24 protein-coding genes are annotated in these 24,965 nt (G+C 65.7%); 11 read left to right on the forward strand and 13 right to left on the reverse strand.

What is annotated here, in order from left to right; all coding sequences use genetic code 11:
- Positions 1 to 64: 64 nt before the first annotated feature.
- Both ASC83_RS18400 and gpmA read right to left on the reverse strand, forming a co-directional pair.
- Positions 65 to 1,501 carry a S41 family peptidase gene (locus ASC83_RS18400; RefSeq protein WP_056065928.1) on the reverse strand — a complete coding sequence of 479 codons (1,437 nt, stop codon included), beginning with the start codon at positions 1,499 to 1,501 and terminating at the stop codon, positions 65 to 67.
- 122 nt (positions 1,502 to 1,623) lie between these two features.
- Positions 1,624 to 2,367, reverse strand: a complete 744-nt coding sequence (gene gpmA, locus ASC83_RS18405; RefSeq protein ID WP_015015479.1) for a 2,3-diphosphoglycerate-dependent phosphoglycerate mutase — start codon at positions 2,365 to 2,367, stop codon at positions 1,624 to 1,626.
- A gap of 87 nt (positions 2,368 to 2,454) precedes the next feature.
- On the opposite strand from gpmA, the gene ASC83_RS18410 reads away from it, so the two are divergent.
- From ASC83_RS18410 to ASC83_RS18425, 4 genes are all read left to right on the forward strand, one after another.
- Positions 2,455 to 2,862 (forward strand): rhodanese-like domain-containing protein, encoded by a 408-nt coding sequence (locus ASC83_RS18410; RefSeq protein WP_056065931.1) that lies wholly within the window; start codon positions 2,455 to 2,457, stop codon positions 2,860 to 2,862.
- Positions 2,863 to 2,940: 78 nt separating this feature from the next.
- Positions 2,941 to 3,198, forward strand: coding sequence for a glutaredoxin 3 (gene grxC / locus ASC83_RS18415; RefSeq protein WP_015015481.1), 258 nt, complete (start codon positions 2,941 to 2,943; stop codon positions 3,196 to 3,198).
- A gap of 108 nt (positions 3,199 to 3,306) precedes the next feature.
- Positions 3,307 to 3,765 carry a protein-export chaperone SecB gene (secB, locus tag ASC83_RS18420; RefSeq protein ID WP_056065935.1) on the forward strand — a complete coding sequence of 153 codons (459 nt, stop codon included), beginning with the start codon at positions 3,307 to 3,309 and terminating at the stop codon, positions 3,763 to 3,765.
- A gap of 52 nt (positions 3,766 to 3,817) precedes the next feature.
- Entirely contained in the window at positions 3,818 to 4,831 is a 1,014-nt protein-coding gene (locus ASC83_RS18425; RefSeq protein ID WP_056065937.1) for an NAD(P)H-dependent glycerol-3-phosphate dehydrogenase, read from the forward strand.
- Positions 4,832 to 5,160: 329 nt separating this feature from the next.
- Here the strand turns inward: ASC83_RS18425 and lysA are convergent, their stop codons facing one another.
- On the reverse strand, positions 5,161 to 6,405 hold the full coding sequence (lysA, locus tag ASC83_RS18430; RefSeq protein ID WP_056065940.1) for a diaminopimelate decarboxylase: 1,245 nt from the start codon (positions 6,403 to 6,405) through the stop codon (positions 5,161 to 5,163).
- Between the two features lie 113 nt (positions 6,406 to 6,518).
- On the opposite strand from lysA, the gene ASC83_RS18435 reads away from it, so the two are divergent.
- Entirely contained in the window at positions 6,519 to 7,466 is a 948-nt protein-coding gene (locus ASC83_RS18435; RefSeq protein WP_056065942.1) for a LysR family transcriptional regulator, read from the forward strand.
- Between the two features lie 112 nt (positions 7,467 to 7,578).
- Here the strand turns inward: ASC83_RS18435 and coaD are convergent, their stop codons facing one another.
- The 4 genes from coaD to ASC83_RS18455 all read right to left on the reverse strand — a co-directional run bounded on the left by coaD (position 7,579) and on the right by ASC83_RS18455 (position 11,724).
- Positions 7,579 to 8,085 carry a pantetheine-phosphate adenylyltransferase gene (coaD, locus tag ASC83_RS18440; protein WP_056065946.1) on the reverse strand — a complete coding sequence of 169 codons (507 nt, stop codon included), beginning with the start codon at positions 8,083 to 8,085 and terminating at the stop codon, positions 7,579 to 7,581.
- A 120-nt stretch (positions 8,086 to 8,205) separates the two neighbouring features.
- Positions 8,206 to 8,913, reverse strand: a complete 708-nt coding sequence (rsmD, locus tag ASC83_RS18445) for a 16S rRNA (guanine(966)-N(2))-methyltransferase RsmD (RefSeq protein ID WP_056065950.1) — start codon at positions 8,911 to 8,913, stop codon at positions 8,206 to 8,208.
- Positions 8,910 to 10,268, reverse strand: coding sequence for a pitrilysin family protein (locus tag ASC83_RS18450; RefSeq protein WP_056065953.1), 1,359 nt, complete (start codon positions 10,266 to 10,268; stop codon positions 8,910 to 8,912). The genes rsmD and ASC83_RS18450 overlap by 4 nt, the downstream gene beginning before the upstream one ends.
- A gap of 22 nt (positions 10,269 to 10,290) precedes the next feature.
- Complete coding sequence (locus tag ASC83_RS18455) at positions 10,291 to 11,724, reverse strand: pitrilysin family protein (protein ID WP_056065955.1); 1,434 nt, start codon at positions 11,722 to 11,724, stop codon at positions 10,291 to 10,293.
- Positions 11,725 to 11,752: 28 nt separating this feature from the next.
- Between ASC83_RS18455 and ftsY the strand changes: the two genes are divergently transcribed.
- The 5 genes from ftsY to ASC83_RS18480 all read left to right on the forward strand — a co-directional run bounded on the left by ftsY (position 11,753) and on the right by ASC83_RS18480 (position 19,439).
- Positions 11,753 to 13,180: a signal recognition particle-docking protein FtsY gene (gene ftsY / locus ASC83_RS18460; protein WP_056065958.1), complete on the forward strand. Its 1,428-nt coding sequence runs from the start codon at positions 11,753 to 11,755 to the stop codon at positions 13,178 to 13,180.
- A gap of 117 nt (positions 13,181 to 13,297) precedes the next feature.
- Positions 13,298 to 15,946: an EAL domain-containing protein gene (locus ASC83_RS18465; RefSeq protein WP_056065961.1), complete on the forward strand. Its 2,649-nt coding sequence runs from the start codon at positions 13,298 to 13,300 to the stop codon at positions 15,944 to 15,946.
- Between the two features lie 135 nt (positions 15,947 to 16,081).
- Positions 16,082 to 17,155 (forward strand): hypothetical protein, encoded by a 1,074-nt coding sequence (locus ASC83_RS18470; protein WP_056065964.1) that lies wholly within the window; start codon positions 16,082 to 16,084, stop codon positions 17,153 to 17,155.
- Positions 17,156 to 17,341: 186 nt separating this feature from the next.
- Positions 17,342 to 18,283 carry an RNA polymerase sigma factor RpoH gene (gene rpoH, locus ASC83_RS18475; RefSeq protein WP_056065967.1) on the forward strand — a complete coding sequence of 314 codons (942 nt, stop codon included), beginning with the start codon at positions 17,342 to 17,344 and terminating at the stop codon, positions 18,281 to 18,283.
- A 115-nt stretch (positions 18,284 to 18,398) separates the two neighbouring features.
- Positions 18,399 to 19,439 carry a tripartite tricarboxylate transporter substrate binding protein gene (locus ASC83_RS18480; protein ID WP_056065969.1) on the forward strand — a complete coding sequence of 347 codons (1,041 nt, stop codon included), beginning with the start codon at positions 18,399 to 18,401 and terminating at the stop codon, positions 19,437 to 19,439.
- 92 nt (positions 19,440 to 19,531) lie between these two features.
- Here the strand turns inward: ASC83_RS18480 and ASC83_RS18485 are convergent, their stop codons facing one another.
- Genes ASC83_RS18485 through ASC83_RS18505 form a run of 5 tightly spaced genes read right to left on the reverse strand, consistent with a single transcriptional unit; the run spans position 19,532 to position 23,717 of the window.
- On the reverse strand, positions 19,532 to 20,146 hold the full coding sequence (locus ASC83_RS18485; protein WP_156379561.1) for an SCO family protein: 615 nt from the start codon (positions 20,144 to 20,146) through the stop codon (positions 19,532 to 19,534).
- A gap of 8 nt (positions 20,147 to 20,154) precedes the next feature.
- Entirely contained in the window at positions 20,155 to 21,057 is a 903-nt protein-coding gene (gene cyoE, locus ASC83_RS18490; RefSeq protein WP_056065972.1) for a heme o synthase, read from the reverse strand.
- Entirely contained in the window at positions 21,054 to 22,235 is a 1,182-nt protein-coding gene (locus tag ASC83_RS18495; protein ID WP_056065978.1) for a heme A synthase, read from the reverse strand. Before ASC83_RS18495 ends, cyoE begins: the two co-directional genes overlap by 4 nt.
- Positions 22,232 to 22,987 (reverse strand): hypothetical protein, encoded by a 756-nt coding sequence (locus tag ASC83_RS18500; protein ID WP_056065980.1) that lies wholly within the window; start codon positions 22,985 to 22,987, stop codon positions 22,232 to 22,234. The genes ASC83_RS18495 and ASC83_RS18500 overlap by 4 nt, the downstream gene beginning before the upstream one ends.
- Positions 22,929 to 23,717 (reverse strand): SURF1 family protein, encoded by a 789-nt coding sequence (locus ASC83_RS18505; RefSeq protein ID WP_056065983.1) that lies wholly within the window; start codon positions 23,715 to 23,717, stop codon positions 22,929 to 22,931. Before ASC83_RS18505 ends, ASC83_RS18500 begins: the two co-directional genes overlap by 59 nt.
- A gap of 15 nt (positions 23,718 to 23,732) precedes the next feature.
- Here ASC83_RS18505 and ASC83_RS18510 point away from each other — a divergent pair, with 15 nt between their 5' ends.
- A complete protein-coding gene (locus ASC83_RS18510) occupies positions 23,733 to 23,954 on the forward strand; it encodes a twin transmembrane helix small protein (RefSeq protein WP_056065987.1) in 222 nt (73 codons plus the stop codon).
- A 124-nt stretch (positions 23,955 to 24,078) separates the two neighbouring features.
- Here ASC83_RS18510 and ASC83_RS18515 read toward each other — a convergent pair whose 3' ends face one another.
- Positions 24,079 to 24,960, reverse strand: coding sequence for a cytochrome c oxidase subunit 3 (locus ASC83_RS18515; RefSeq protein WP_056065990.1), 882 nt, complete (start codon positions 24,958 to 24,960; stop codon positions 24,079 to 24,081).
- Between the last annotated feature and the right edge of the window lie 5 nt (positions 24,961 to 24,965).

Below are 24,965 nucleotides of genomic sequence, written 5' to 3' on the forward strand. Positions count from 1 at the left end.
CAGGCGGACATGAAAAAGGCTGGATTCCTCGCGAAATCCAGCCCGGGGTCGGAGCGCGAAAGGCTCAATTCTCTTTCTTTTCTTCCTTGCGCTCTGTCAGCGTCTTGCTGACCAGCACAGGGCGACCCTTGAGCTGATTGAGGGCCTGCACCAGCTGGAAGTCCTTGTCCGAACCGAATTCGGGCACCTTGCGGTCGGCCGCAGGCTTCTTGGCTTCTTCTTCCATGCGCTTGCGGGCTTCCTCACGGGCCTTTTCACGGGCTTCGTCCTTCTTCTCTTCACCCTGGCCGCTGTTCAAGTGCTTGTCCAGATCTGCCTCGCGCATGCGCAAGGCGGCAAAGATGTTGCCCTCTTCCGACTCGTCAATCATCACGTCGGGCACGATGCCCTTGGCCTGGATCGACTTGCCACTCGGCGTGTAATAGCGGGCGGTGGTCAGCTTGATGCCCGTGTCAGGCCCCAGCGGACGCACGGTCTGCACCGAGCCCTTGCCAAAGGTCTGGCTGCCCATGATGGTGGCGCGCTTGTGGTCCTGCAGCGCGCCAGCCACGATCTCGCTGGCGGAGGCAGAGCCTTCGTTGACCAGCACTACCAGCGGCACCGCCTTGAGGGACGCGGGAAGGCGTTTGAGCGGATCACCGCCGCCGCGGCGCTGGTAGTAGTCGGGGGCAGCCTTGTAGGTGGCCTTGCTGTCGGCCAGCTGGCCATTGGTGGTGACCACCGTCACGTTCTCGGGCAGGAAAGCCGCAGAAATTGCCACGGCTGCATCCAGCAGGCCACCGGGGTCGTTGCGCAGGTCCAGCACCAAGCCCTTGAGGTTTGGCTCCTGCTTGTAGACCTCTTCCACCTTGCGCACAAAGTCATCCACCGTGCGCTCCTGGAATTGCGACAGGCGGATCCAGGCGTAACCGGGCTCGATCACCTTGCCCTTGACGGACTGGGTCTTGATCTCTTCGCGCGTGATGGTGACAGGGAACGTGCGGTTCTCGTCCTTGCGGAAGATGGTGAGGGTGACCTTGGTACTGGGCTCGCCGCGCATGCGCTTGACGGCGTCATTCAGCGCCAGGCCCTTGACGGCGGTTTCGTCAATTTTGGTGATCAAGTCGTTGGTCTTGAGGCCGGCGCGGAAGGCCGGCGAGCCTTCGATGGGCGACACGATCTTGATCAGGCCGTCTTCCTGCGTGATCTCGATGCCCACGCCCACGAAGCGGCCGGAAGTGCCCTCGCGGAATTCCTTGAAGGACTTCTTGTCGAAGTACTGCGAGTGCGGATCCAGGCTGGAGACCATGCCGGAGATGGCGTCGGTGATGAGCTTCTTGTCATCGACCGGCTCGACGTAATCGGTCTTGACCAGGCCGAACACGGCGGACAACTGCTGGATTTCTTCGAGCGGCAACGGCGTCATGGCGCCACGCGCCACCGTTTGCAGTGACACCGTGGTGAGCGCACCCGCCACCACGCCTACCGATACCCATCCTGCAATCTTGAGTTTGTGGCCCATACAACACCTTTTACCGCTTCGAAACCAATATACACCTTGGAAGGGCCAAACCCGCCGCAGTTCCGCATGGATGCTCACTTTGGCGGGGATAAGCGGGGTTTTCCCCGCTCTTTACCTGCGATTTACGCTTTGCCCTGCGATGCCACGGCGGCTGCGGCCTTGGCCGCCGCTTCGGCATCGCCCAGATAGTAGTGACGGATGGGCTTGAGGTCGGCGTCGAGCTCGTATACCAGTGGAATCCCGTTGGGAATGTTCAGACCCACGATGTCGGTCTCGGAGATGTTGTCCAGGTACTTCACCAGCGCGCGGATGGAGTTGCCATGCGCAGCCACCACCACCCGCTTGCCCGAGCGAATGGCGGGCGCCATGGCCTCGTTCCAGAACGGCAGCACGCGGGCCACGGTGTCTTTCAGGCACTCGGTCAGGGGCACATTCTCGGCAGCCACCCCAGCGTAGCGGCGGTCACCACGCTCGCTGCGGGGGTCGGTGGCTTCCAGCGCTGGCGGGGGCGTGTCATAGCTGCGGCGCCATACCAGCACCTGCTCGTCGCCATACTGCTTGGCCATGTCGGCCTTGTTCAGGCCCTGCAGGGCGCCGTAGTGGCGCTCGTTCAGGCGCCAGTCCTTGACCACGGGCAGCCAGGTGCAGTCCATTTCGTCCAGCGTGTACCAGAGGGTGTGAATGGCGCGCTTGAGCACGCTGGTGAACGCCAGATCGAACTCGTAGCCCTCGGCCTTGAGCAGCTTGCCGGCCGACATGGCCTGGGAGACACCGGTGGGCGTGAGGTCCACATCGGTCCAGCCGGTAAAGCGGTTTTCAAGGTTCCAGGTGGATTCGCCGTGGCGGATCAGAACGAGCTTGTACATGGTTTCCCCAGGAAAGGCAGGTCAAAAAAATGCGGGCCAAAACCCAGCATTCTAGAATTACGCTGTTCGCCAACCCAAGGAAGCTTCGTGAAATTCATTATTGATAACTGGTATCTGTTCCTCGTTGCACTGGCTTCGGGCAGCATGTTGCTGTGGCCGGTCCTCAAGAACGCCAGTGGCGGTTCGCTGACGCCAGCACGCGCCGTGCAGCTCATCAACCGCGAAAAAGCGGTGGTCATCGACGTGTGCGAAGCCGAGGAATTCGCCACGGGCCACGTGACTGGCGCCAAGAACGTGCCCGTGTCCCAGCTCGAAGAGCGCCTGCCCGCCGTGATCAAGAACAAGGCCCTGCCCGTGGTGCTGGTGTGCGCCAGCGGCGCACGCGCCAACCGCGCCGTCGCCATTGCCAAAAAACTGGGCTACGACAACGCCCAGGCACTCGCCGGTGGCATGAAGGCCTGGCGCGAAGCCAGCCTGCCTGTGGAAAAAGCCTGATCCGCCCCCAGTTATTCGGTCAGCGCTAGTCTTGCGACTGGTTTTTCAGTCCCACAGGAAGAAAGAGGAAGGTTCGCCATGCAACCCGTGAAGATGTACACCACCGCCGTCTGCCCCTATTGCATCCGGGCCAAGCAGATCCTCAAGTCCAAGGGCGTGGAGCAGATCGAAGAGATCCGCATCGACACAGACCCCGCCGCGCGCAGCCACATGATGGAAATCACCGGTCGCCGCACGGTGCCGCAGATCTACATCGGCGACACCCATGTGGGTGGCCACGACGATCTGGTGGCGCTGGACAGCCGTGGCGAGCTGATGCCCTTGCTCGGCGCCTGACCCCCTGTCTGGGCGCTGCATAATGCAGCCCCATGTGCCCGCTGCGGGAGCTGCTCCCCGGCGGGTTTTGTTTTGCTAGCAATTTCGTAAGAGCAAAGAGACTTCACCATGGCCGACCAAGAAAACCCCGTGTTCCAGATCCAGCGCGTCTACCTCAAGGACATGTCGCTGGAGCAGCCCAACTCCCCCGCCATCCTGCTCGAACAAGAGCAACCCAGCGTGGACATCCAGCTGGGCGTGGAAGCCACCCCCGTGGCCGAAGGCATCTTTGAAGTGGCTGTGACCGCCACCGTGCAGACCAAGATCAAGGACAAGACTGTGTTCCTGGTCGAAGCCAAGCAAGCCGGCATCTTCGAAATCCGCAACGTGCCCGAAGACCAGATGGGCCCCATCATGGGCATCGCCTGCCCCCAGATCGTGTACCCCTACCTGCGCGGCAATGTGGCCGACGTGATCAACCGCGCTGGCTTCCCGCCCGTGCACCTGGCCGAAATCAACTTCCAGGCCATGTACGAGCAACAGCAAGCCCAGGCCGCAGGCCAGGCCTCGCCCATCATCACGCAGTAAGCATTTACAGGCATTTTTGCCTGTAGTGCTGGATGAATAAGCGCATACAGCTATGAAAATCATAGTATTGGGCGCTGGAGCCTGGGGGACAGCGGTGGCCATGAGTGCCGCCCAGCACCCCGCAGGCCATGCCGTCACCTTGTGGGCGCGCGATGCCGCCCAGGCAGCCCAGATGCAGACGCAGCGGCAGAACGCGCGTTACCTGCCCGGCATCACCCTCCCCCCCTCCCTCACTCTGGCCCATGGCGACTTTGCGGCGCTGTGGACCGGGGCCGACCTCGTCATCGTGGCCACACCCATGGCGGCTTTGCGCGGCATGCTGCAGGCCTTGCATGGCTGCGCTGCCCCTGTGGCCTGGCTGTGCAAGGGCTTTGAGGCTGCAACCGCTGGCAATTCCACGTCTTTTGGGCTGCTAGCGCACGAAGTACAAGCCCTGGTAGCTCCTGAACTGATAGCAGGCGTATTTAGCGGCCCCAGCTTTGCGCAAGAAGTGGCGCTGGGCCAGCCCACCGCCCTGGTGGCTGCCAGTCCCCATGCGCAGGTGCGTGATGCGCTGGTCAGCGCCTTCCACAGCCCGAGCGTGCGCGTGTATGCCAACGAGGACATCGTGGGCGTGGAGGTGGGTGGCGCGGTGAAGAACGTGTTGGCCATTGCCACCGGTCTGTGCGACGGGCTGGCGCTGGGGCTGAACGCCCGCGCCGCGCTCATCACGCGCGGCCTGGCCGAGATGACGCGGCTGGGCCTGGCGCTGGGCGCGCGGCCCGACACCTTCATGGGCCTGTCGGGCCTGGGGGACCTGGTGCTGACCGCCACGGGCGACTTGTCGCGCAACCGGCGCGTTGGCATGCTGCTGGCCGAGGGCAAAACCCTGCCGCAGGCCGTCGAGTCGCTGGGCCATGTGGCCGAGGGCGTTTACAGCGCCCGCACCGTGGCGCAGCGGGCGGCCCAGCTGGGGGTGGACATGCCCATCACCCGCGCGGTGGTGGCGCTGCTGGATGGCCAGCTCACGCCGGCCGATGCGGTCGTCACGCTGATGGGGCGCGGGCCCGCGTCCGAGTTGATGTGACCCCAATAGTGATGCCCAAAACAAAAGGCCTCTGCGGAATTCCACAGGGGTCTTTTGTTTGGTGGCGCTGATGCCATGCGCTCCGCGGGTGGATTCAAAACACCCCAAACAGCATCAGCAGCAGCACAACCGACAGCGGGACGCCAAGTAGCCAGGCAATGAGAGGCATGGGGATCTCCTTGAAAGGTGAGAAGTTCAGGTGGTTTCACTGTATTTCTCACCCCGGCTGGTGCTTGTCCGGCTTTGCACCCCAAACCCGTAGGCCCTCACCTACCCGCACCTCTTGCCGGCTCGGCCCGCGGCGCCCCTGAGCAGCGCTGCGGCCTGGCTTACAGCCCCAACTCCAGCGCCAGCAGCTCGTCCACCGTCTGGCGGCGGCGGATCAGGCGGGCCTGGCCGCCATCCACGAGCACCTCGGCAATCAAAGGCCGCGTGTTGTAGTTGGAGGACATGCTGGCGCCGTACGCCCCGGTGTCGTGGATCACCAGCAGATCACCCACCTGCGCGGCGGGCAGGTCGCGCGGCAGCACCACGCCGCCGTCGCCCTGGGTGAACACGTCGCCCGACTCGCACAGCGGGCCCGCCACCACCGTGGGGTGTTCGGCCGCCGTGGAGCCATCACGCCGCAGCACGCTCATGGCGTGGTAGCTGCCGTACATGGACGGGCGCATGAGTTCGTTGAAGCCGGTATCAACCAGCACAAAGTGGTTGTTGCCCGCGTTCTTGGTGGCGCGCACCTGGCCCAGCAGCACGCCCGATTCGGCAACCAGGAAGCGGCCGGGCTCGATCTCCAGGCCGAGCTTGTGGCCCACGATGGCCTCGGCCTGCTGGCGCGCGGCGTCCCACAGGCCGTGGTAATGCTGCGTGTCGACCACGGGGTCGCCGCTGCGGTAGGGGATGGACAGACCACCACCGGCGGAGATGGCGTGCAGGTCATGCCCTGCCGCATGCGCCGTGCGCACCAGGTTGACCATGGCGCCACACACTTCCTGCAGGTGGCTGTAATCCACACCCGAGCCAATGTGCATGTGCAGGCCCACCAGCTTCAGGCCATGCTGCTTGATCGCATCCAGCGCCGCAGGCAGGTCGGTGTGCCAGATGCCGTGCTTGCTGTGCTCGCCACCCGTGTTCGTCTTGTTGCTGTGGCCGTGGCCAAAGCCGGGGTTGATGCGCAGCCACACCGCATGGCCGGGCGAACGCGCGCCCAGCTGGTGCAGCATGTCGATGGAGCCTGCGTTCACGGGCACGCCGTGCTCCACCACGCAGTCCAACGTGGCGGCGTCGAACAGGTCGGCGGTGAAGACGATCTCCGAAGGCTCGCCACCCGCCACATAGCCCGCCGCCAGCGCACGCAGGATCTCGCCGCGCGAAACGGCATCCACCTTCACGCCCTGCTCGCGCATGAGCTTCAGGATATGGATGTTGGAGCAGGCCTTTTGCGCAAAACGGATGGTCTCGAAATTGGACACCTGCGCAATGCGCTGGCGGATGGTGGCCGCGTCATACACCCATAGCGGGGTGCCGAACTGGTCGGCCAGGGCCCAGAGCTGGGCGGGGGAGAAAGGGTTGGACATGGGGAAGCTCCAAAGGCAGAAGGCGAGAACGATGCGCGGATGATGCCGCCATCTATGTATTCAGTCGAATGCTTTGATTTACGCCATCCATTCAATATGGATATGCTCCATGCATGACCGGACCGACCGACACGCCCCTGGCCCACCGCATCACCCACCGCCACATCGAGGTCTTTCGGGCCGTGATGACCGCTGGCAGCGCCACGGGTGCGGCCGACCTGCTGCACAGCTCGCAGCCCACCGTGAGCCGCGAGCTGGCGCGGCTCGAATCGCTGCTGGGCTATGCGCTGTTCGAGCGCGTGCAAGGCCGACTGCGCCCCAACGCCCGGGCGCTGGCGCTGTGGGACGAGGTGCAGCGCTCGTGGCAGGGGCTGGAGCGTGTGGTGGACCGGGCCGTGGCCCTGGGCCGGTCGGGGGCCGTGCAACTGTCGGTGCTTTGCCTGCCCGCGCTGGCCCATGCACTGCTGCCAGGTGCGGCGGCACGGCTGATGCAGGCGCACACCGAGGCACGCTTGTCCGTCACACCGCAGGAATCGCCCCTGCTCGAAGAATGGATGAGTGCCCAGCGGTTTGATCTGGGCCTGTGCGAACAGACCACCGCCCCGCCGGGCACACGGGCCGAGGTGCTGCTGACCCTGGACGAGGTGGCCGTGCTGCCCGCCCACCACGCTTTGGCACGCCAGCCGGTGCTGCAACTCGGCGACTTTGCCGGTGAATTTTTTGTGAGCCTCTCGGCCGACGACCCCTACCGCCGCCTGATCGACGCCCGGCTTACCGAGGCGGGCGTCGAGCGCACGCTGCGCGTGGAAACCCATAGCGCCGCCGCGGTGTGCGCCATGGTCGAGCAGGGCCTGGGCATCGCCATCGTCAACCCGGTCACCGCCCTGGCCGCCGCCAGCGAGCGGCTGGTGCTGCGGCGGCTGGCGTTTTCTATCCCGTTCAGCGTGACAGCGCTGCTGCCGCTGTACCGCCCGCCGCTGCCCGAGGTGGTGCCCATGCTGGAGGCCCTACGCGCGCAGGCCCAGGCCATTGCAACGCAGCTGCCGCCCGCCATGGACTGATGCAACAGAATCTACATACTATGATTTTGATAGCATTCAAGGCATATTGCACTAGCGCTATCGGCAAAAAGGAGCCACAACCGGGGATCCTTGTGCGTTTCGGACAGTGTCCTCAGCCGCCCGGCGCCGCCAGGCTGCGCACCTTGACCGCCAGCCGCTCTTCGACCGAGGGCGACACGAACTTGGTCACCTCACCGCCCAGCACCGCAATCTCGCGCACAAAGGTGCTGCTGATGAACTGGTACTTGTCGCTGGGGGTCAGGAACACGGTCTCCACCTGCGGCATCAGGCTGCGGTTCATGCCCGCCAGCTGGAACTCGTAGTCAAAGTCGGTCACGGCACGCAGGCCACGCACCATGGCCTTGCCGCCGCGCGACACCACAAAGTCGCGCAGCAGGCCCGAGAAGGGCTCGACCTGCACCTGGGGATACATCTTCACGGCCTCGCGCACCATCTCGATGCGCTCTTCCAGCGAGAACAGGGTCTTCTTGTGGTGGCCCGCCGCCACGGCCACGATCACACGTTCAAACAACTGGGTGGCCCTGCGCACCACGTCTTCATGGCCCAGCGTGATGGGGTCAAAGGTTCCGGGGTACACGGCGAGCACGTTCTGGGCCATGGCTGGTTGTCTCCTGTCTGGCGATTGACGTTGGCCCCGGCCCCCGGGGCGCTCCCCGCAGGGCCCGCCGGGCCGCGTGCGCGCATTATGCAGTGCAGTGCAACATGAACCGGCGTTGGCTCATTCTGTGGTGGCTGCCACAGGGCGCAGCAGGTGTGCGTGCACGGCGCCAGCCTTCAGATGCCGGTACACGGCCAGGCCGCTCCCGGCCAGTTCCTCGTCCGTCCAGGCGCGGGGCGCTTCGAGGTAAATAAAGCCCTGGGCGGCCACAGCCTTGGCTGCGGCTTGCAGAGCGGGCGCAAACAGGTCGCCGTCAAAGGGCGGGTCCAGCAGCACCAGGTCCACACTGGCAGGTGCGGCCTGCTTGAGGGCGGCTACGCCGTCGCCGCGCTGCACGCGCACAGCGCTGGCCTGCAGCTTCGCTTGCAGCACCTGCAGCTGGGCCACCAGTGCAGCATCGCTTTCCACCAGTTGTACCGACGCGGCGCCGCGCGAAGCGGCTTCCAGCCCCAGCGCACCGGTGCCCGCAAAAGCGTCCAGGCAGCGCCAGCCAGAGAGGTCCTGGCCAAGCCAGTTGAAGAGCGTTTCGCGCACCCGGTCGGGCGTGGGGCGCAAGCCGGGGCGCTGCGCCACGGGCAGGCGGGTGCGCTTCCATTGCCCGCCAATGATGCGGATTTCGCCCGCGCCCTTGGGGGCGGCAGCCGCCGCAGCTTTGTCCTTGGCGTTTTTCTTGGTGGCCTTGGGGTCCACAGGGGCCGCAGCGGCTGCGGCCTGGGCCTTGCGGATTTCGGCGGTGATGGCGCTGCCGCGCAGGGTGGAGCGGCTCATGGCTGCTTGCCTCCCACCACCACCGTCACCATGCGACCGGGTTGCAGCTTTTGGGCCATGGCGGTGCGCACATCGGCCACCGTCAGGGCCTCGACCTTTTTGGCCCACTGGTCCAGGTAGTCCAGGGGCAGGTCGTTCCACGCGATGTTGGCCACGTTGCCCAGCAGCTTCTTGTTGCTGTCGATGCGCAGCGCAAAGCCGCCGATGAGGTTGTCCTTGGCGGCGCGCAGCTCGGCCTCGGTGGGGCCTTCGGCCACAAAGCGGGCGATCACGTCGCGCGAGACCTGCACTGCCTGGGCGGCCTGGTCGGGGCGCGTCTGCAAGCCCACGGTGAAGGCCCCGGCGTGCAGGCCGGGGGCGAAGTAGCTGTAGACGCTGTAGGAGAGGCCGCGCTTTTCGCGCACCTCGTGGGTCAGGCGCGACACAAAACCGCCGCCGCCCAGGATGTGGTTACCCACCAGCAGCGCGAGGAAGTCCGGGTCGCGGCGCTGGAAGCCCGGCTGGCCGATCAGCACATGGGCCTGGGCCGACGCGAACGGGATGGTCTTCTCGGCAGGCGCCGTCAGCGCTACCACCTCGCCCACGGGCGGCAGCGGTGCGCAGCCTGCAGTGGCAGGCAGGCGCGACAGCAGCGTGGCCACCAGCGTCTGCGCCTGGGCGCGCGATACGGCGCCCACGATGCTGACCTTGGCGCGGCAGGCGGCCACGTACTGTGCGTGAAAGGCCTGCATGTCGGCCACGCTGATGCGGGCCAACGTTTCTTCGGTGGTGCGCACGCCGTAGGGGTGGCTGCCATACACCGCAGCGGCAAACGCGTGGTTGGCCACGGTGGCGGGGCGCGTGTTGGCTTCTTTCAGGCTGGCACTCCAGCGGGCGCGGTCGCGTTGCCAGACGTCTTCGGTCGTCACGGGCTCGGCAATCTGGCGGGCCGCCAGGCGTGCGGCGCGCTCGAGCAGCGGCGGGTCGGTCAGCGAGCGCAGCACGTAGTGCAGTGTGTCGTTGTCGGCATTGGCTTCAAAGCTGGCGCCCAGGTCGGCCCAGGCCTCGCCCAGGCCGTTTTCGTCCAGCGCGGGCTCGGCTGTGGCGTCGCGCCCGGCTTTCACGCCCTTGCTCGCCATGGCCGCCACCGCATTGGCCAGGCCGGACTGGCCTGCCGGGTCGCGGCGCGTGCCGGCGTCAAAGTCGATCTGCACATCCACCATGGGGATGACCGGGCTTTCGACCAGGTAGACCTTGGCCCCATTGGGCTCCGTCCAGTGCTGGATGGGCAGCAGCGCCCAGGCCGAATTGGAAGAAAAAAGGGCGATAGCGCTAGTGCATAAAGCACGGACAGCTATGTTTTTGATAGTAATCATGGGCAGTTTCCGCAGGGCGGGTTCAGCGGATGGCAGCGCCCGGGGGCAGCTGGGGACGGGCGCGGGGGGCGTCCAGGGGCTGGGGCAGCAGCGTGGCCACGGTGAGCTGGTCGTCGCCAAAATACCTGGCAGCCACGGCCTGCACCTGCGCAGGGGTCACGGTGCGCAGCAGGGCCAGCAGGCGCTCGTTGGCGTCCAGGGGAAAGCCCTGCACCCAGTTGCCCCCCAGCTCCTGCGCCTGGCTCATCACCGAGTCGCGCTCGTACACCGTGGAGGCGATCCATTGCGTCTTCACGCGGTTCAGCTCGGCCTCACTCACCCCATCCTTGGCCACACGGGTCACCTCGGCGCGCAGCGCGTCTTCGACCTGTTGGGCGGTCTTGCCCGCAGCGGGCACGCCGCTGAGCATGAACAGGCTGGGTCCGCGCCCGGTGACCATGGCGGAGCTGCTGGCGCTGTCGGCCACGCGGTTGGGCCCCTGGGTCAGTGCGCGGTCCAGCCGGGCACCGTCATAGCCATTGAAAACGGCCGAGAGCACCATCAGCGCGAGGGCGTCGCGGTCTTCGTCGGTGAGGTTGTCCACGCGGTCCAGGCTGGGCGCGCGGAAGGCCAGGGCCACATAGGCCTGCTCTGCCGGGGCCTTGACGGCAATGCGGCGCAGGCCCTTTTGCTCGGGCTCGGTGCGCGGTTTGCGCGCGGGCAGCGCGTGCACGGGCAGGCTGCCGTAATACTTTTCGGCCAGCGCACGCACCTGGGCCACATCCACATCGCCCGCCACCACCACGGCGGCGTTGGTGGGGGTGTACCACTGGCGGTGGAAGGCGCGCACGTCATCAGGCGTCATCGCGTCCAGGTCGCTCATCCAGCCCACGATGGGGCGGCGGTAGGGCGACGCATTGAAGGTGGCGGCAAACAATTGTTCGGCCAGCACGGCCCGGGGCTGGTCTTCGGTGCGCAGGCGGCGCTCCTCCTTGACGACCTCGATCTCTTTCTTGAACTCCTCGTCGGGCCAGTGGTTGTTGGCAAACCGGTCCGATTCGAGCTTCATCACGTCCTCCAGCCGGTTGGACGGGATCTGCTGGTAGTAACCGGTGTAGTCGCGGCTGGTGAATGCGTTCTCCCGCCCGCCCAGCGCCGCCACGCGGCGCGAGAACTCACCCGGCGGCAGGGACTTGGTGCCCTTGAACATCATGTGCTCCAGCGCATGGGCCACGCCCGAGGTGCCGTCCACCTCGTCCATCGAGCCCACACGCACCCAGACCATGTGCACCGCCGTCGGGGCGCGGCGGTCGGGCTGGACGATGAGCTGCATGCCGTTTTTGAGCGTGAACTGCTGCGCGCCAGAGGCCGTGGCGGACGGCGTGGTGGAGGGTTGAGACACCGGGGTGGTTGCCGCAAAGGCAGCCCCGGACGAGAGGCAGGCCAGCAGGCCCAGTAGGGTGAAAGCGCGTTTCATAGAATGGGGTGATTCTAAGAACCCGCCAATGTTCAGTTTTTTCAAGAAAAAGCCCGCTCCTTCGCCCGCCCCCACCGATGTGCCCGCCCCGGCCCAGCCGGTAGGCGCACCGGCGCCCACCCTGGTTGCGCCCGTAGCGCCCCCCCTGCCCGCCACGCCGCCCGTGGCTACCCTCAACCCGCCAGCGCCCGCTACACCGGCTCCCGTGGCGGCGCCCGCCCCGGCAGGCTTTGGCTGGCTGCGCAACCCGTTTGGCAACAAAGCCCCTGAGCCCGCTGCGCCGCCCCCCGCAGCACCAGCGCCCGTCACTGTGACCCCGCCAGCGCCCGTGGCGATGCCTCCGGTGGCACCGGTCGTCACCCCACCGCCCCCTGCAGCACCGGCAGCCACGACGCCCGCCGCTGCTCCGGTGGTTACAAGCCCTGCATTGCCCCCCGTGGCGCCCCCGATTTCCGTTGCTGCACCTGCGCCGGTTGCACCACCCACGCCCGCCACACCACCGGTTGCGCCAGTGGCAGCACCCGCAACCTCGGCTGCGCCCCCTGCCCCGGCGCTTGAGCGCAAAGGCTGGCTGGACCGCCTCAAGGCGGGCCTGCGCAAGACTGGCAGCAGCATTGCCACCGTCTTCACCGGCACGCAGATTGATGACGCGCTGTATGAGGAGCTGGAAGAGGCCCTGCTGATGGCCGACACCGGCGTGAAAGCCACCACGCACCTGCTGACGGACCTCAAGCGCCGCGTGAAGGACAGCAAGACCACCGACCCTGCGGCAGTCAAGGGCCTGCTGGCCGACGCGCTGGCCGACCTGCTGCGCCCGCTCGAAAAAGCCCTGGTGATTGGCGAGCACACCCCCACCGTGATCATGGTGGCCGGCGTGAACGGCGCGGGCAAGACCACCTCCATCGGCAAGCTCACCAAGCACCTGGCGGATGAAGGCGCCGCCGTGCTGCTGGCCGCCGCCGACACCTTCCGCGCCGCTGCCCGCGAGCAGCTGGGCGTGTGGGCCGACCGCAACACGGTCGAGATCGTGAGCCAGGAAGGCGGCGACCCTGCCGCCGTGAGCTTTGATGCCGTCACCGCCGGCAAGGCGCGCGGCAAGGATGTGGTGCTGGTGGACACCGCCGGCCGCCTGCCCACGCAGCTGCACCTGATGGAGGAGCTGAAAAAGATCCGCCGCGTGGTCACCAAGGCCGATGCCACCGCCCCGCACGAGGTGCTGCTGGTGATCGACGGCAACACCGGCCAGAACGCGCTGGCCCAGGTGCGCGCGTTTGACGATGCGCTGCAGCTCACCGGCCTGATCGTCACCAAACTGGACGGCACGGCCAAGGGCGGCGTGCTGGCCGCCATCGCGCAGGAACGCCCCATCCCGGTGTATTTCATCGGTGTGGGCGAAAAGCTCGAAGACCTGGAAACCTTCAACGCCCGCGAATTTGCCCAGGCTTTGCTGAGCTGAGCCTCGCGATCTCCCCTCAACCTTGTGAGCAATGGCCCCATCCGGGGCCATTTACACGTTTACGGATCGCAACGTTTCCTCCATCATGGGCTTTCCCCTCGGAAAGCACGGAGGCCCATGTTCATTGAGCTGGTCAAAGGCGTTGCGCTGCTGCTGGCGCTGTGCTTTCTGCATGGGTTCAACATCCGCGTCTGGCGCCAGCACCCGTGGGTAGGCCAGGTCTTTTCGGGGCTGATCTTCGGCGGGATCTGCGTGGTGGGCATGCTCACCCCGGTGGTGCTGATGCCGGGCGTGATCTTTGACGCGCGCTCGGTGGTGCTGAGCATGGCCGGCCTGTTTGGCGGCCCGCTGGTGGCGGGCATTGCGGCGCTGATGGCGGCCACCGGGCGCCTGTGGCTGGGGGGCGCGGGTGCCGAGGTGGGGCTGATGGTGATCGTGCTGTGCACAGCCATGGGGCTGGTGTACCGCGAGGGCCGCGCCCGGGGGCGGCTGGGAGTGGAGCCCGTCCCCCTCGCACTGTTCGGGCTGCTGCTGCACACGGCGGTGATCGCGCTGTTTCAGCTGCTGCCCGCCGAGGCCGTGCAGCGCATCAACCAGACGCTGGCCCTGCCCTATCTGCTGACCTTCACCCCAGCCACTGTGGTGCTGGGCCTGCTGCTGCACGATGTGGAGCAACGCATGGCCACCGAGCGTGCACTCACTGGCACGGCAGCCCGCCTGCATGCCATCACGCAGGCCATCCCCGATGTGCTGCTGGTGCTGGATGCCCAGGGCCGGTATGTGGAGGTACTGTCCCCCAACGACGCCACCCTGGTCGCCAGCGCCCCCGAGCTGGTAGGTAAACGGCTGCACGATGTGCTGCCCGCCGAGCAGGCAGAACGGTTCATGGCGCTCATCCAGGACACGCTGCAGTCTGGCCAGACCCACAGCGTGGAATACGAGCTGCAGACCCTGTCAGGGCTGCGCCAGTTCGAAGGACGCACCCAGCCCCTGGGCGTGCAGGTGGGTGGCCAGGCGGCTGTGGTGTTCCTCGCCCGCGACATCACGAAGCGCAAGCAGGCTGAAAGTGCGCTGCGCGAGTCCGAGCTGCGTTTTCGCTCGCTGCTGCGCAATATCCCGTCCATCTCGGTGCAAGGCTACCTGCAGGACGGCACCACCAGCTACTGGAACCAGGCGTCCGAGCAGCTGTACGGCTACACGGCCGAAGAAGCCCTGGGCGGCAATCTGCTCGACCTCATCATCCCGCCGCCAATGCGCGACGGCGTGCGGGCACACATGCAGCACATGTTCGCCACCGGCGAGGTGATCCCGGCGGGCGAGCTGCAACTGCAGCGCAAGGACGGCACGCCGGTGCATGTGTTCTCCAGCCATGCCTACATCCAGGTGCCGGGGCACCCGCCCGAGATGTTCTGCATCGACATCGACATCTCGGGCCGCAAGGCCGCCGAGGACGAGGCACGCTACCTGGCGTTCTACGACGCACTCACGCAACTGCCCAACCGCCGCCTGCTGGTGGACCGGCTGCAGCAGGTGCTGGTCAACGGTGCGCGCTCGGGCCTCACCACGGCCGTGCTGTTTGTGGACCTGGACAACTTCAAGACCCTGAACGACACCCGGGGCCATGAGGTGGGCGACCTGCTGCTCAAGGACGTTGCCCAGCGCCTGCGCAGCTGTGTGCGCGAGCAGGACACCGTGGCCCGCCTCGGAGGTGACGAGTTTGTGGTGGTGCTGCAGAACCTGAGCAGTGACGCCCCCGAGGCCGCTGCGCAGGCGCGCACGCTGGGCGAGCTGATCCTGGCGCAATTGCGCCAGCCCTACGAGCTGGCGGGGCACGAACACCACTTCACCGCCAGCATCGGCGTGACCCTGCTCAACCACCAGCGCGACTCGGTGGACGAGGTGCTCAAGCAGGCCGACATGGCCATGTACCGTGCCAAGGACGCCGGGCGCAACACACTGCGCTTTTTTGACCCCGACATGCAGCAGGCCGTGAACCGCCGCGCCCTGCTGGAAACCGAGCTGCACAACGGCCTGCGGCGCGCGCAGTTCCTGCTGCTGTACCAGCCGCAGGTGGACAGCCAGGGGCGCGTGACCGGCGCAGAGGCCCTGGTGCGCTGGCAGCATCCGGTCCAGGGCATGGTGCCGCCGTTGGAGTTCATTCCGCTGGCGGAAGAATCGGGCCTCATCCTGCCACTGGGCCACTGGGTCATGGAAACCGCCCTGCGCCAGCAGGCCCGCTGGCGACAAGACCCGCAGTTTGCGCAGCTGAGCCTTGCCATCAACGTGAGCGCACGCCAGTTTCTGCAAGACGACTTTGTGGCCCAGGTGCTGGCGCTGGTGCAGCAGACCGGCGCCAACCCCGCGCAGATCAAACTGGAGCTGACCGAAAGCCTGCTGCTGGACAACGTGGACAGCGTGATTGCCACCATGCGCGCCCTCAAGGCCCATGGCCTGGGGTTTTCGCTGGACGACTTTGGCACGGGCTACTCGTCGCTCAGCTACCTCAAGCGCCTGCCACTGGACCAGATCAAGATCGACCAAGGCTTTGTGCGCGACGTGCTGCTGGACGCCAGCGACGCGGCTATCGCCCGCTCCATCATCGCGCTGGCTGGCAGCCTGGGCCTGTCCGTGATTGCCGAGGGGGTGGAGACCACCGCCCACTACCAGTTTCTTTTGGCCCATGGCTGCCAGGCTTTCCAGGGCTACCTGTTTGGCCGCCCGCTGACGCTCGAAGACTTTGAAAGCCGGGTGCGGCAAGAGGTGTAGCGGGGGGGGGCGGAGACTGCCACCACGCCAGCCATCGGGTACCCGGCAAAAGGAAGCCAGAAAGAGGGCAAGGCAACATTCAAGTTCTTTCTCCGTGGCGTCGATATCTCTGTGTGGAAGCCCTGGAGGTGTCCCATGAAGATTGAATCGTCCGCCCTGCAGATGCAGGCCCAGCACGTTGCCAGCCGCGTGCACACCCAAAGCAGCCACTTTGAAGCCTGGGTCGGCGATCGCCGCCCCACCAGTGCCCCTGGCCTTACCCGAGCGACCCCGGCCGTACAAATTTCTAGCACAGCACGCCTGGCCCGCGCCGCCCAGGAGGCCATCGACCCCAACCATGCCGCAGATGCCGCGCCCGGCAGCAGCCCCAGCGACGGCCTGACACCCCAGCTGGCCATGATCCGCGACCTGATTGCCCGCATGACGGGCGTGCAGGTGCGGGTGTACACCGGCCAGACGGAACCCGCACCTTCCCCACCCGCCAGCCGCCCCGACACGACGCCGACCGCCGATGCAGGCCGTCCCCGTGCCGGGTGGGGCCTGCTGGTGGAGCAGCGCGAAGTGGTCGTAGAAACCGAAAGCACCCAGTTTGCCGCCCAGGGCACCGTGCGCACCGCCGACGGGCGGGAAATCCGCTTCAGCCTGCAGCTATATATGCAGCGCAGCTACCGCCAGGAATCATCGTTCAGCCTGCGCCTGGGCGACGCTGTGGCGGTAGACCCGCTGGTCATCAACTTCGACGGCTCGGCCGCGCAGTTGCAGGACCTGCGCTTTGCGTTCGACCTGGACAGCGACGGCCAGACCGACAACGTGCCCCTGCTCTCAGGCAACCGGGGCTACCTGGCCCTGGACCTGAACCACAACAGCCGCATCGACAACGGCCGGGAGCTGTTCGGCCCCGGCACCGGCAACGGCTTTGCCGAACTGGCCGCCTATGACAGCGACGGCAACGGCTGGATTGACGAGGCGGACCCGGTCTTTCAGCAGCTGCAGGTATGGACCCCGTCGGCGGATGGCGCCGAGGGCGCCGGCAGCCTGCGCACCTTGGCCGACGTGGGCGTGGGCGCACTCTCCACCAACGCCATCGCCACCCCTTTTGCCCTGCGCACCGCCGACAACGCCAGCCTGGGCACCGTGCGCTCCACCAGCGCCTACCTGCGGGAAAACGGCAGCGTAGGCACAGTGCAGCAGGTGGATCTGACCGTCTGACGGTATTGCAGCGACAGTCCGCTACTATGATTTTTATAGCTTCACAGGCATGAAACACTGGCGCTTGATGGCAATTTGACTCAAAAAAGTCCAACGGTATCAATGAGCAACCCGACGGGAACTCCGGGCTTAGCACTCAATCATAGAGAGTGCTAATATCATGGCTTAGAGGAAAGGATTCCCGGAATGAACATTCAATCTGGAACCGCGACGATGTCTCTGGCGCCCGCCAATCCCTGGGCGCTGGTGCCCCCCTTGGGCAATCTGGACGCCTACATTTCGGCCGTCAACCGCCTGCCCCTGCTCACGCACGAAGAAGAGCAGACTTACGCACGCCAGCTCAAGGACAACAACGATCTGGACGCCGCCGGCCGGCTGGTGATGTCGCACCTGCGCCTCGTGGTTTCGATTGCACGCCAGTACCTGGGCTACGGACTGCCCCATGGCGACCTGATCCAGGAAGGCAATGTGGGCCTGATGAAGGCCGTCAAGCGCTTCGACCCCGACCAGGGCGTACGCCTGGTGAGCTACGCCATGCACTGGATCAAGGCCGAGATCCACGAATACATCCTGAAGAACTGGCGCATGGTCAAGGTGGCGACCACCAAGGCGCAGCGCAAGCTGTTCTTCAACCTGCGCTCCATGAAGCAGGGCTTCAAGGCCGATGCATCGGCCGCCGATGCCGCCACGCACCGCGACACCCTGTCGGACCATGAGATCGACGCCGTGGCCGCGCAGCTCAATGTGAAGCGCGAAGAAGTCATCGAAATGGAAACCCGCATGGCGGGTGGCGATGTATTGCTGGACCCGGCCCCCGCCGACGATGGCGAGCAGGCGTTTGGCCCCATTGCCTACCTGGCCGATGCGTCGCACGAGCCCACGGCCATGATCGAGTCGCGCCAACGCGACGCCCTGGCTACCGACGGCATTGCCAACGCGCTGGCCAGCCTGGACGACCGCAGCCGCCGCATCGTGGAAGAGCGCTGGCTCAAGGTCAATGACGACGGCAGCGGCGGCATGACGCTGCACGACCTGGCGGCGGTGTACGGCGTGAGCGCCGAGCGCATTCGCCAGATCGAAGTGGCTGCCATGAAGAAGATGAAAAAGGCCCTGGCCGAATACGCCTGACCGGTCCGGGCAGCGGGGTTAATATCCCCGGCTGCAGAAGTTGCCTCGCGGGGCCCCAGTTCTGGGGCCCCGCGTCGTTTGGGCCCCCGAATATTCTTCAAGGAGATTGCACCCCATGCCCTCACGTCCCGCCTTTCCTGGCCGTGTTTCCCGCCGTGCTTCGCTGTTGATCGCGCTGGCTGCCGCGTCCCCCTGGGCCCTGGCGCAAAGCGCCGGCAAGGCTGCTGCCACTGCGCCCGCGCCGCTGGCCTGGCCCACCAAGCCGCTGAAGATCATCGTGGGCTTTCCTGCGGGCTCGTCGCCGGACCTGACGGCACGCACGTTCTCGGAACCCCTGTCCAAGGCCCTGGGCCAGCCCGTGATTGTGGACAACAAGGTGGGCGCAGGCGGCAACATTGGCGCCGACGCAGTGGCCAAGGCCCGTGACGATCACACCATCGGGCTGATGATCAACGGCAACATGACGATTGCCAAGCTGCTGAACCCGGCGGTTCCGTATGACCCGATCAAGGACCTGGCACCGCTGAGCCTGATCGGCACTTCACCGCTGATCCTGACTGCACCCGTCAACCAGCCCGGCGTGGCCGCCAACAGCAGTGCCCGCGACTTCTTCGTGGCAGCACGCAATGGTGGTGACAAGTGGAGCTACGGCACGCCAGGCGTGGGTACGGTGGGCCACATCGGCACCGAGCTGCTCAAGGCGCGCAGCAACATCAACCCCGTGCATGTGCCCTACCCTGGCTATCCGCAGGTGGCCAACGCGATGCTGGGCGGCCAGCTGCAGATGGCGCTGCTGCCCCCGGCGCTGGCGCAGGCCCAGGTGCGTGCGGGCAAGCTGCGCGCGATCGGCGTGACCTCCTCCGGGCGCAGCCCGCTGGCACCCGAGGTGCCGAGCCTGGCCGAGGCAGGCATCAGCAACTTCAACCTGGAAATCTGGAACGCCTTCGCAGCACCTTCCACCATGCCCAAGCCCATCCAGGCCAAGCTGGCCGCGCTGATCAGCGAGATCGGCCGCAGCGAAGACGTGCGCAGCAAGCTATTTCAGCAGGGGTGGCAGACGGTGGGCTCGTCTCCCGAAGGCTTGGCCAACCGCATCAAGGCCGACACCAATCTGCTGGGCGGCGTGATTGCGATGCGGGGCATCAAGGCCGAATAAGGCCCAAGAGCATCAACTCATGCGGGGCCGCACAGTGCCTCGCATAACGGCGGCCTGACACAGGCCCCGGGTCACTCAGGGGCTGGAGGGGCTCAGCCCCCGGCCTCGGCCAACAACACCTTCACATCGGCCGCCAGGGCCTGTGCGCCGCTGCCATAGCGGTTGTAGACCCGCAGGCGCCCTGCGGGGTCGTACACGTAGCTACCTGCAGAGTGGTCCATGGTGTAGCTGGTGGGCGTCTTGCCATCGACTTTCTTGTAATAGATCTTGAAGTCCTTGGCGACGGCGGCCAGTTGCTCGGGTGTGCCGTGCAGCGCCAAGAAGCTCGGGTCGAAGTTGGCCATGTAGGCCTTGAGCACTTCGGGCGTGTCGCGCTCCGGGTCCACCGTTACAAAAATGCCCTGCAGACGGCCTGCGTCCTTGCCCAGCATCTGCTTGACCTCGGCCAGCTCCTGCATCGACGTGGGACACACGTCGGGGCACTGGGTGTAGCCGAAGAACACCACCACCACTTTGCCGGCAAAGTCCTTGATGTGGCGTGGCTGGCCGTTGTGGTCGGTCAGTGGAATGTCGCGGGCGTACTCAGCGCCGGTGACGTCCACGCCGCGGAATTCGGCCTTTTTCTCGGAACATGCACTCAGGAGGCCTGTAGCGCATATGGATATTGCACCAGCCGCTATCAATTGAAGAGCGTTTCGTTTCTGCATGGAGATCATCACAGCACATAGTGGTCCACCAGCAGTGCCGCAAACAGCACGCTCAGGTGGATAAGGGAGAAGCGGAAGGTCTTGCGGGCCAGAGCGTCCGAATAATTGCGCCACAGCGCGAACGCGTAGCCGCAGAAACCCAGACTGAGGAGCACGGCGGCAACCAGATAAATCCAGGAACTCATGCCGTAGATGAAGGGCATCATGCACCCCGCCAGCAGGATCAGCGTGTACAAGAAAACTTGCAACCGCGTGAACTCGTTGCCGTGCGTGACGGGCAGCATGGGCAGGCCAGACTTGCGGTAATCCTCCACCCGGTACAGGGCCAACGCCCAGAAATGCGGTGGCGTCCACAAAAAGATGATGAGGAAGAGGATAAGCGCCTCGGGCCCTACATCGTTGGTCATGGCCGCCCAACCCAGCACCGGCGGCATGGCCCCCGAGGCACCGCCAATGACGATGTTCTGGGGCGTCAAGGGCTTGAGGATCACGGTGTAGACCACCGCGTAACCCACAAAGGTGGCAAAGGTGAGCCACATGGTCAGCGGGTTGATCCAGACATACAGCAGCAGGGAGCCGGCGGCACAGAGTACGGCCGAGAACAGCAGGGTCTGCGCGTTGGACAGCTCGCCCTTGGCCGTGGGCCGCCAGGCGGTGCGCTTCATTTTGGCGTCAATGCCTTGCTCGACGATGCAATTGAACGCGGCTGCAGCACCAGCCACCAGCCACACGCCCAGGCAGGCCAGCGCCATGTGGCCCAGTTGCGCAGCGTTGGGCAGGCCGGGCACAGCCAGCACCATGCCGATCAGCGCACAAAAGACGATGAGCTGCACCACGCGGGGCTTGGTCAGCGCATAAAACTGCTGGAACCGCGAGGGCGGCGCAGCAACGGCGGAGGGGGCAACACTCATGCAGATACTCTCGATGCGCCCGTAGGCGCGGAAAACTCTTGGGGCGCAGGTGCCGCGCGGCTGGACAACAGGGCCCAGGTCAGCACCACCACCAGGGCAGCAGCGCCTCCGGTGTGCAGCACCGCCGCCACCAGGGGCCAGTCCAGCACCACGTTGGACAAACCCGTCACCAGTTGCAGCAAGGTCAGCCCGCCGATCCAACGCGCCTGCGTGGGCAGCACGCCACTGCGGTGAAAGCGCCAGGCCACCAGGCCCAGCGCCAGCAGCACCACATAGGCCATCAGGCGGTGCACGTAGTGAATGGCGGTGAGCGCAGCAAAGCTGATGTGGCTGCCGTCTTGCAACAGGCCCAGCTTGCGCCAGATCTGGAAGCCTTGCGCAAACTCCATGGCGGGCCACCAGCTGCCCTGACAGGTAGGAAAGGTGGTGCATGCCAGCACCGCGTAGTTGGTGCTGACCCAGCCACCCAGCACCACCTGCAGGGCCAGCAGCAGCGAGGTCACCACCAGCCCCCAGCGCAGCGCGGGGGACAGGGCCACCGGTGAACGCCCCTGGGCACTGTGGGTGTGTCGTACCGCTTGCACACATAACAGGGCCAGCAGCACCAGGCCACCGATCAGGTGCAGGGTGACGATGGCGGGAAAGAGCTTCATGGTCACCGTGAGCGCGCCAAACGCACCCTGCAGGCACACCCAAAACAAGGTCACCGTGGGCCACCAGGGACTGAGCGGAGGCGCCTGCCCGCCATCGCGCCGGGCACGCCGCTGCTGCACCCAGGAGGAGACAGTGATGACGATGATCAGCACCCCCACCCCCGTGGCGAGGTAACGGTGGATCATCTCGATCCAGGCCTTGCCGTGGGTCACCGGGCCGGTGGGCATGGCCTGCTGGGCGGCTGAAATCTCGGCGCGGGCGCCCACCGGGCTGGCACTGCCATAGCAGCCAGGCCAGTCGGGGCAACCGAGGCCCGAGTCGGTCAGGCGCGTGAAAGCGCCAAACAGCACCAGATCAAATGTGAGGAACAACGTGAGCACCGTGAGCGCCTGCAGGCGCCGCATGGGAGAGCTGCGGCGGTTACGCGCCCACACCCAGACCAGCGGCCCCAGTGCGATCACCAGGCCGAGCAGCATCAGCTCGAGCACTGGAGCCAGGTCGTACAGCGGTTGGGTATCGGTCATGGCTTGACCGGCCGCCCCGGCTCGTCCCACGAAGAAGAAGCGCGCAGCAGACGCTCCAGGTCACGCTTGGCCTTGGCGGCGCCACCGGTGTCCATGGCGGCCGGAAAACGCATCATCCAGTTGCCCATCGGGTCCACCACATAGAGGTGGTCCGCCAGCTGCTGGCCCGGGGCAGGCTCCAGCCAAGCCTTGAGCGCGCCCGGGTCCACCCGCAACACGGTGGCCTGTTGCAGGGCGGGAGTGAGGGCGGCCGGAGGCAAAGCGTTGTCGTTGATCAGCCAGACCCAGTCCACACGGTCCTTTTCCTTGCCCAGGCTCTCGCGCAGCTGGCGCTGCAGGTACAGGTGCTTCTGGCAGGCCGGATCACAGTCGCCCCCCGCCACGCTCACCAGCAACCATTGGCCTTTGAGGGCCTCCAGCCGGGCGGCCCCACCATCGAGCGTAGAGGCCATGAGCGCGGGCACTGTGCGCTGGGGACTGATCAACTCACCGTAATTGCGCCGCCCCTCCGGACGGATCACGTAGTAAGTGAAGTACGAGGCAACCACCGGCGCCGCGCAGATCAGCAGCACGCCCAGCATCTTCCAGCGCCCATGGCGCGCACGCTGCACGGTGGCGACCGCATCCCCCGCCTCGGGCAAGGTGTGCACGGTCAGCCCCAGCGGGTGCTCTGCACGGGCGCCCGCCTGTGAATCAGGCGGCTGGCTGGCTGCGCGGGCGAATGAACCGTCGGACGATTTGGAACCAGACATAAAGGAGTGCTATCAGGCCGCAGAGCCCGAACCATTGAAATGCGTAACCGTAGTGTTTTTCGACGCCTGCGCCGACCACAGGCCAGTCGCGTTGCAGGTCATCGCCCGCGTCGCCTGCCGGACCTGTCTGCAACACCGTAAGGGGGGCGAGCGCCAGACCGGTTTCGGTACGGAACGCTGCCAAGTCGAGATTTTGCCGGATGCGGGAAGACCCCTGTGCGCTATTGCCCCCTTGGAACTCATACAGCCGCGAGGGCGCCAGGGCCACGCGGCCTTGAACGAGCACCTCAGTATCAGCCGGCGTGGTCACGGAAGGCAGCTGGGTGCGGTCCTGAAAATTGCGCCCCACCCATCCGCGCTGCACCAGCACCACCCCAGCACCCCCGCCAGAAAGCTGCAGTGGCGTGAGCACAAAAAACCCAGGGCGCCCCTGCATCTGCCGATTGTCCAGATATACCGTGTGCTCAGGCCACCAGCGCCCCTGCAGCACCACAGCACGGTGTACGAGGGCCTGTTGCGCCTCGGGTGTCTGGTTAGTCAGGTCTGTCAGCGCGCGTCCATCAATGGCCGGCAAGGTGGCGCGCGCATCCAGCATCGCCTGCAGCGATTCTTTCTGGGCGGCTCGCGACAATTGCCAGCGCCCTAAAGAGGCGGTGACCAGCATGCCCACCACCGCAGCCAGGGTAATGAGCCAAAAACGCAGGTCCACAGGACGACGAAGGGGGGTCACAGGATAATGCGCTCCATGAAATACCTCGTAGTGCTGGCGTTCCTCGCCATTTTGGCCAGCCTGGCATCGGCCCTGTTCTTCATGATGCGCAATGGGCGCGACGACAAGAGCAAGGGCAACCACATGGCCAAAGCGCTGGCGGTGCGTGTCGGGCTGTCCATCGTGCTGTTTTTGTGCATTCTGGTGGCCTGGCAGCTGGGATATATCCAGCCCACCGGCCTGCCCGCCACCCGTTGACCTGAGGGCTTGGTCCGCAGCCTGGGGGGCTTGGGCCCATCACAGGCCACCACTGGCCAGCACGCAGAGGGTGGAACAAAAAAAGCGCCGCGAGGCGCTTTTTTTGATGGCGTCCGGGTCTGACTTACATCCAGTAGACCAGCACGTACAGACCCAGCCACACCACGTCCACAAAGTGCCAGTACCAGGCCGCACCTTCAAAGCCAAAGTGCTTGTCAGCCGTGAAGTGGCCCTTTTGCAAGCGCAGCGTAATCACCAGCAGCATCAGCATGCCCAGGAACACGTGGAAGCCGTGGAACCCGGTGAGCATAAAGAACGTGGAGCCGAACACACCCGAGCTGAGCTTGAGGTTCAGGTCGGTGTACAGGTGGTAGTACTCATAACCTTGCACCAGCAGGAACACGAAACCCAGCAGCACCGTGGCCCACATGAAGCCGATGGTCTTGCCACGCTGGTTTTCACGCAGGGCGTGGTGGGCAATGGTCAGCGTCACGCCGGAGGTCAGCAGCAGCGCTGTGTTGATCGTGGGCAGCCAGAAGGGGCCCACCGTCTGGAAGGGCTCGATGATGCCGGCCGGCGAAGCGGTGGCGCCAGCGGCGAGGCTGGGCCAGACGGCCTTGAAATCGGGCCAGAGCAGCGCATTGTCCAGACTGCCCAATGCAGGCACCGAGTGCGAGCGTGCCCACCACAGGGCTGTGAAGAACGCGCCGAAGAACATCACCTCGGAGAAGATGAACCAGCTCATGCTCCAGCGGTACGACAGATCGATCTTGTGACCATACAGACCACCTTCGCTCTCACGCACTGCGTCGCCGAACCACTGGTACAGCGTGAACAGCCACCACACCAGCCCCACGGCCAGAGAATATTTACCCCAGTCGTGGCCATTGATCCACTGGCCTGCGCCGAGGATCACAAAGAACAGACCGGCCGCGGCCATCACCGGGTGGCGGGACTCGGCGGGCACATAGTAGTACGGGGTTCCGCCGTGGGTTGATGCACTCATTTCAG

It is taken from the genome of Acidovorax sp. Root402, assembly GCF_001425125.1.
Lineage (GTDB): Bacteria > Pseudomonadota > Gammaproteobacteria > Burkholderiales > Burkholderiaceae_C > Acidovorax > Acidovorax delafieldii.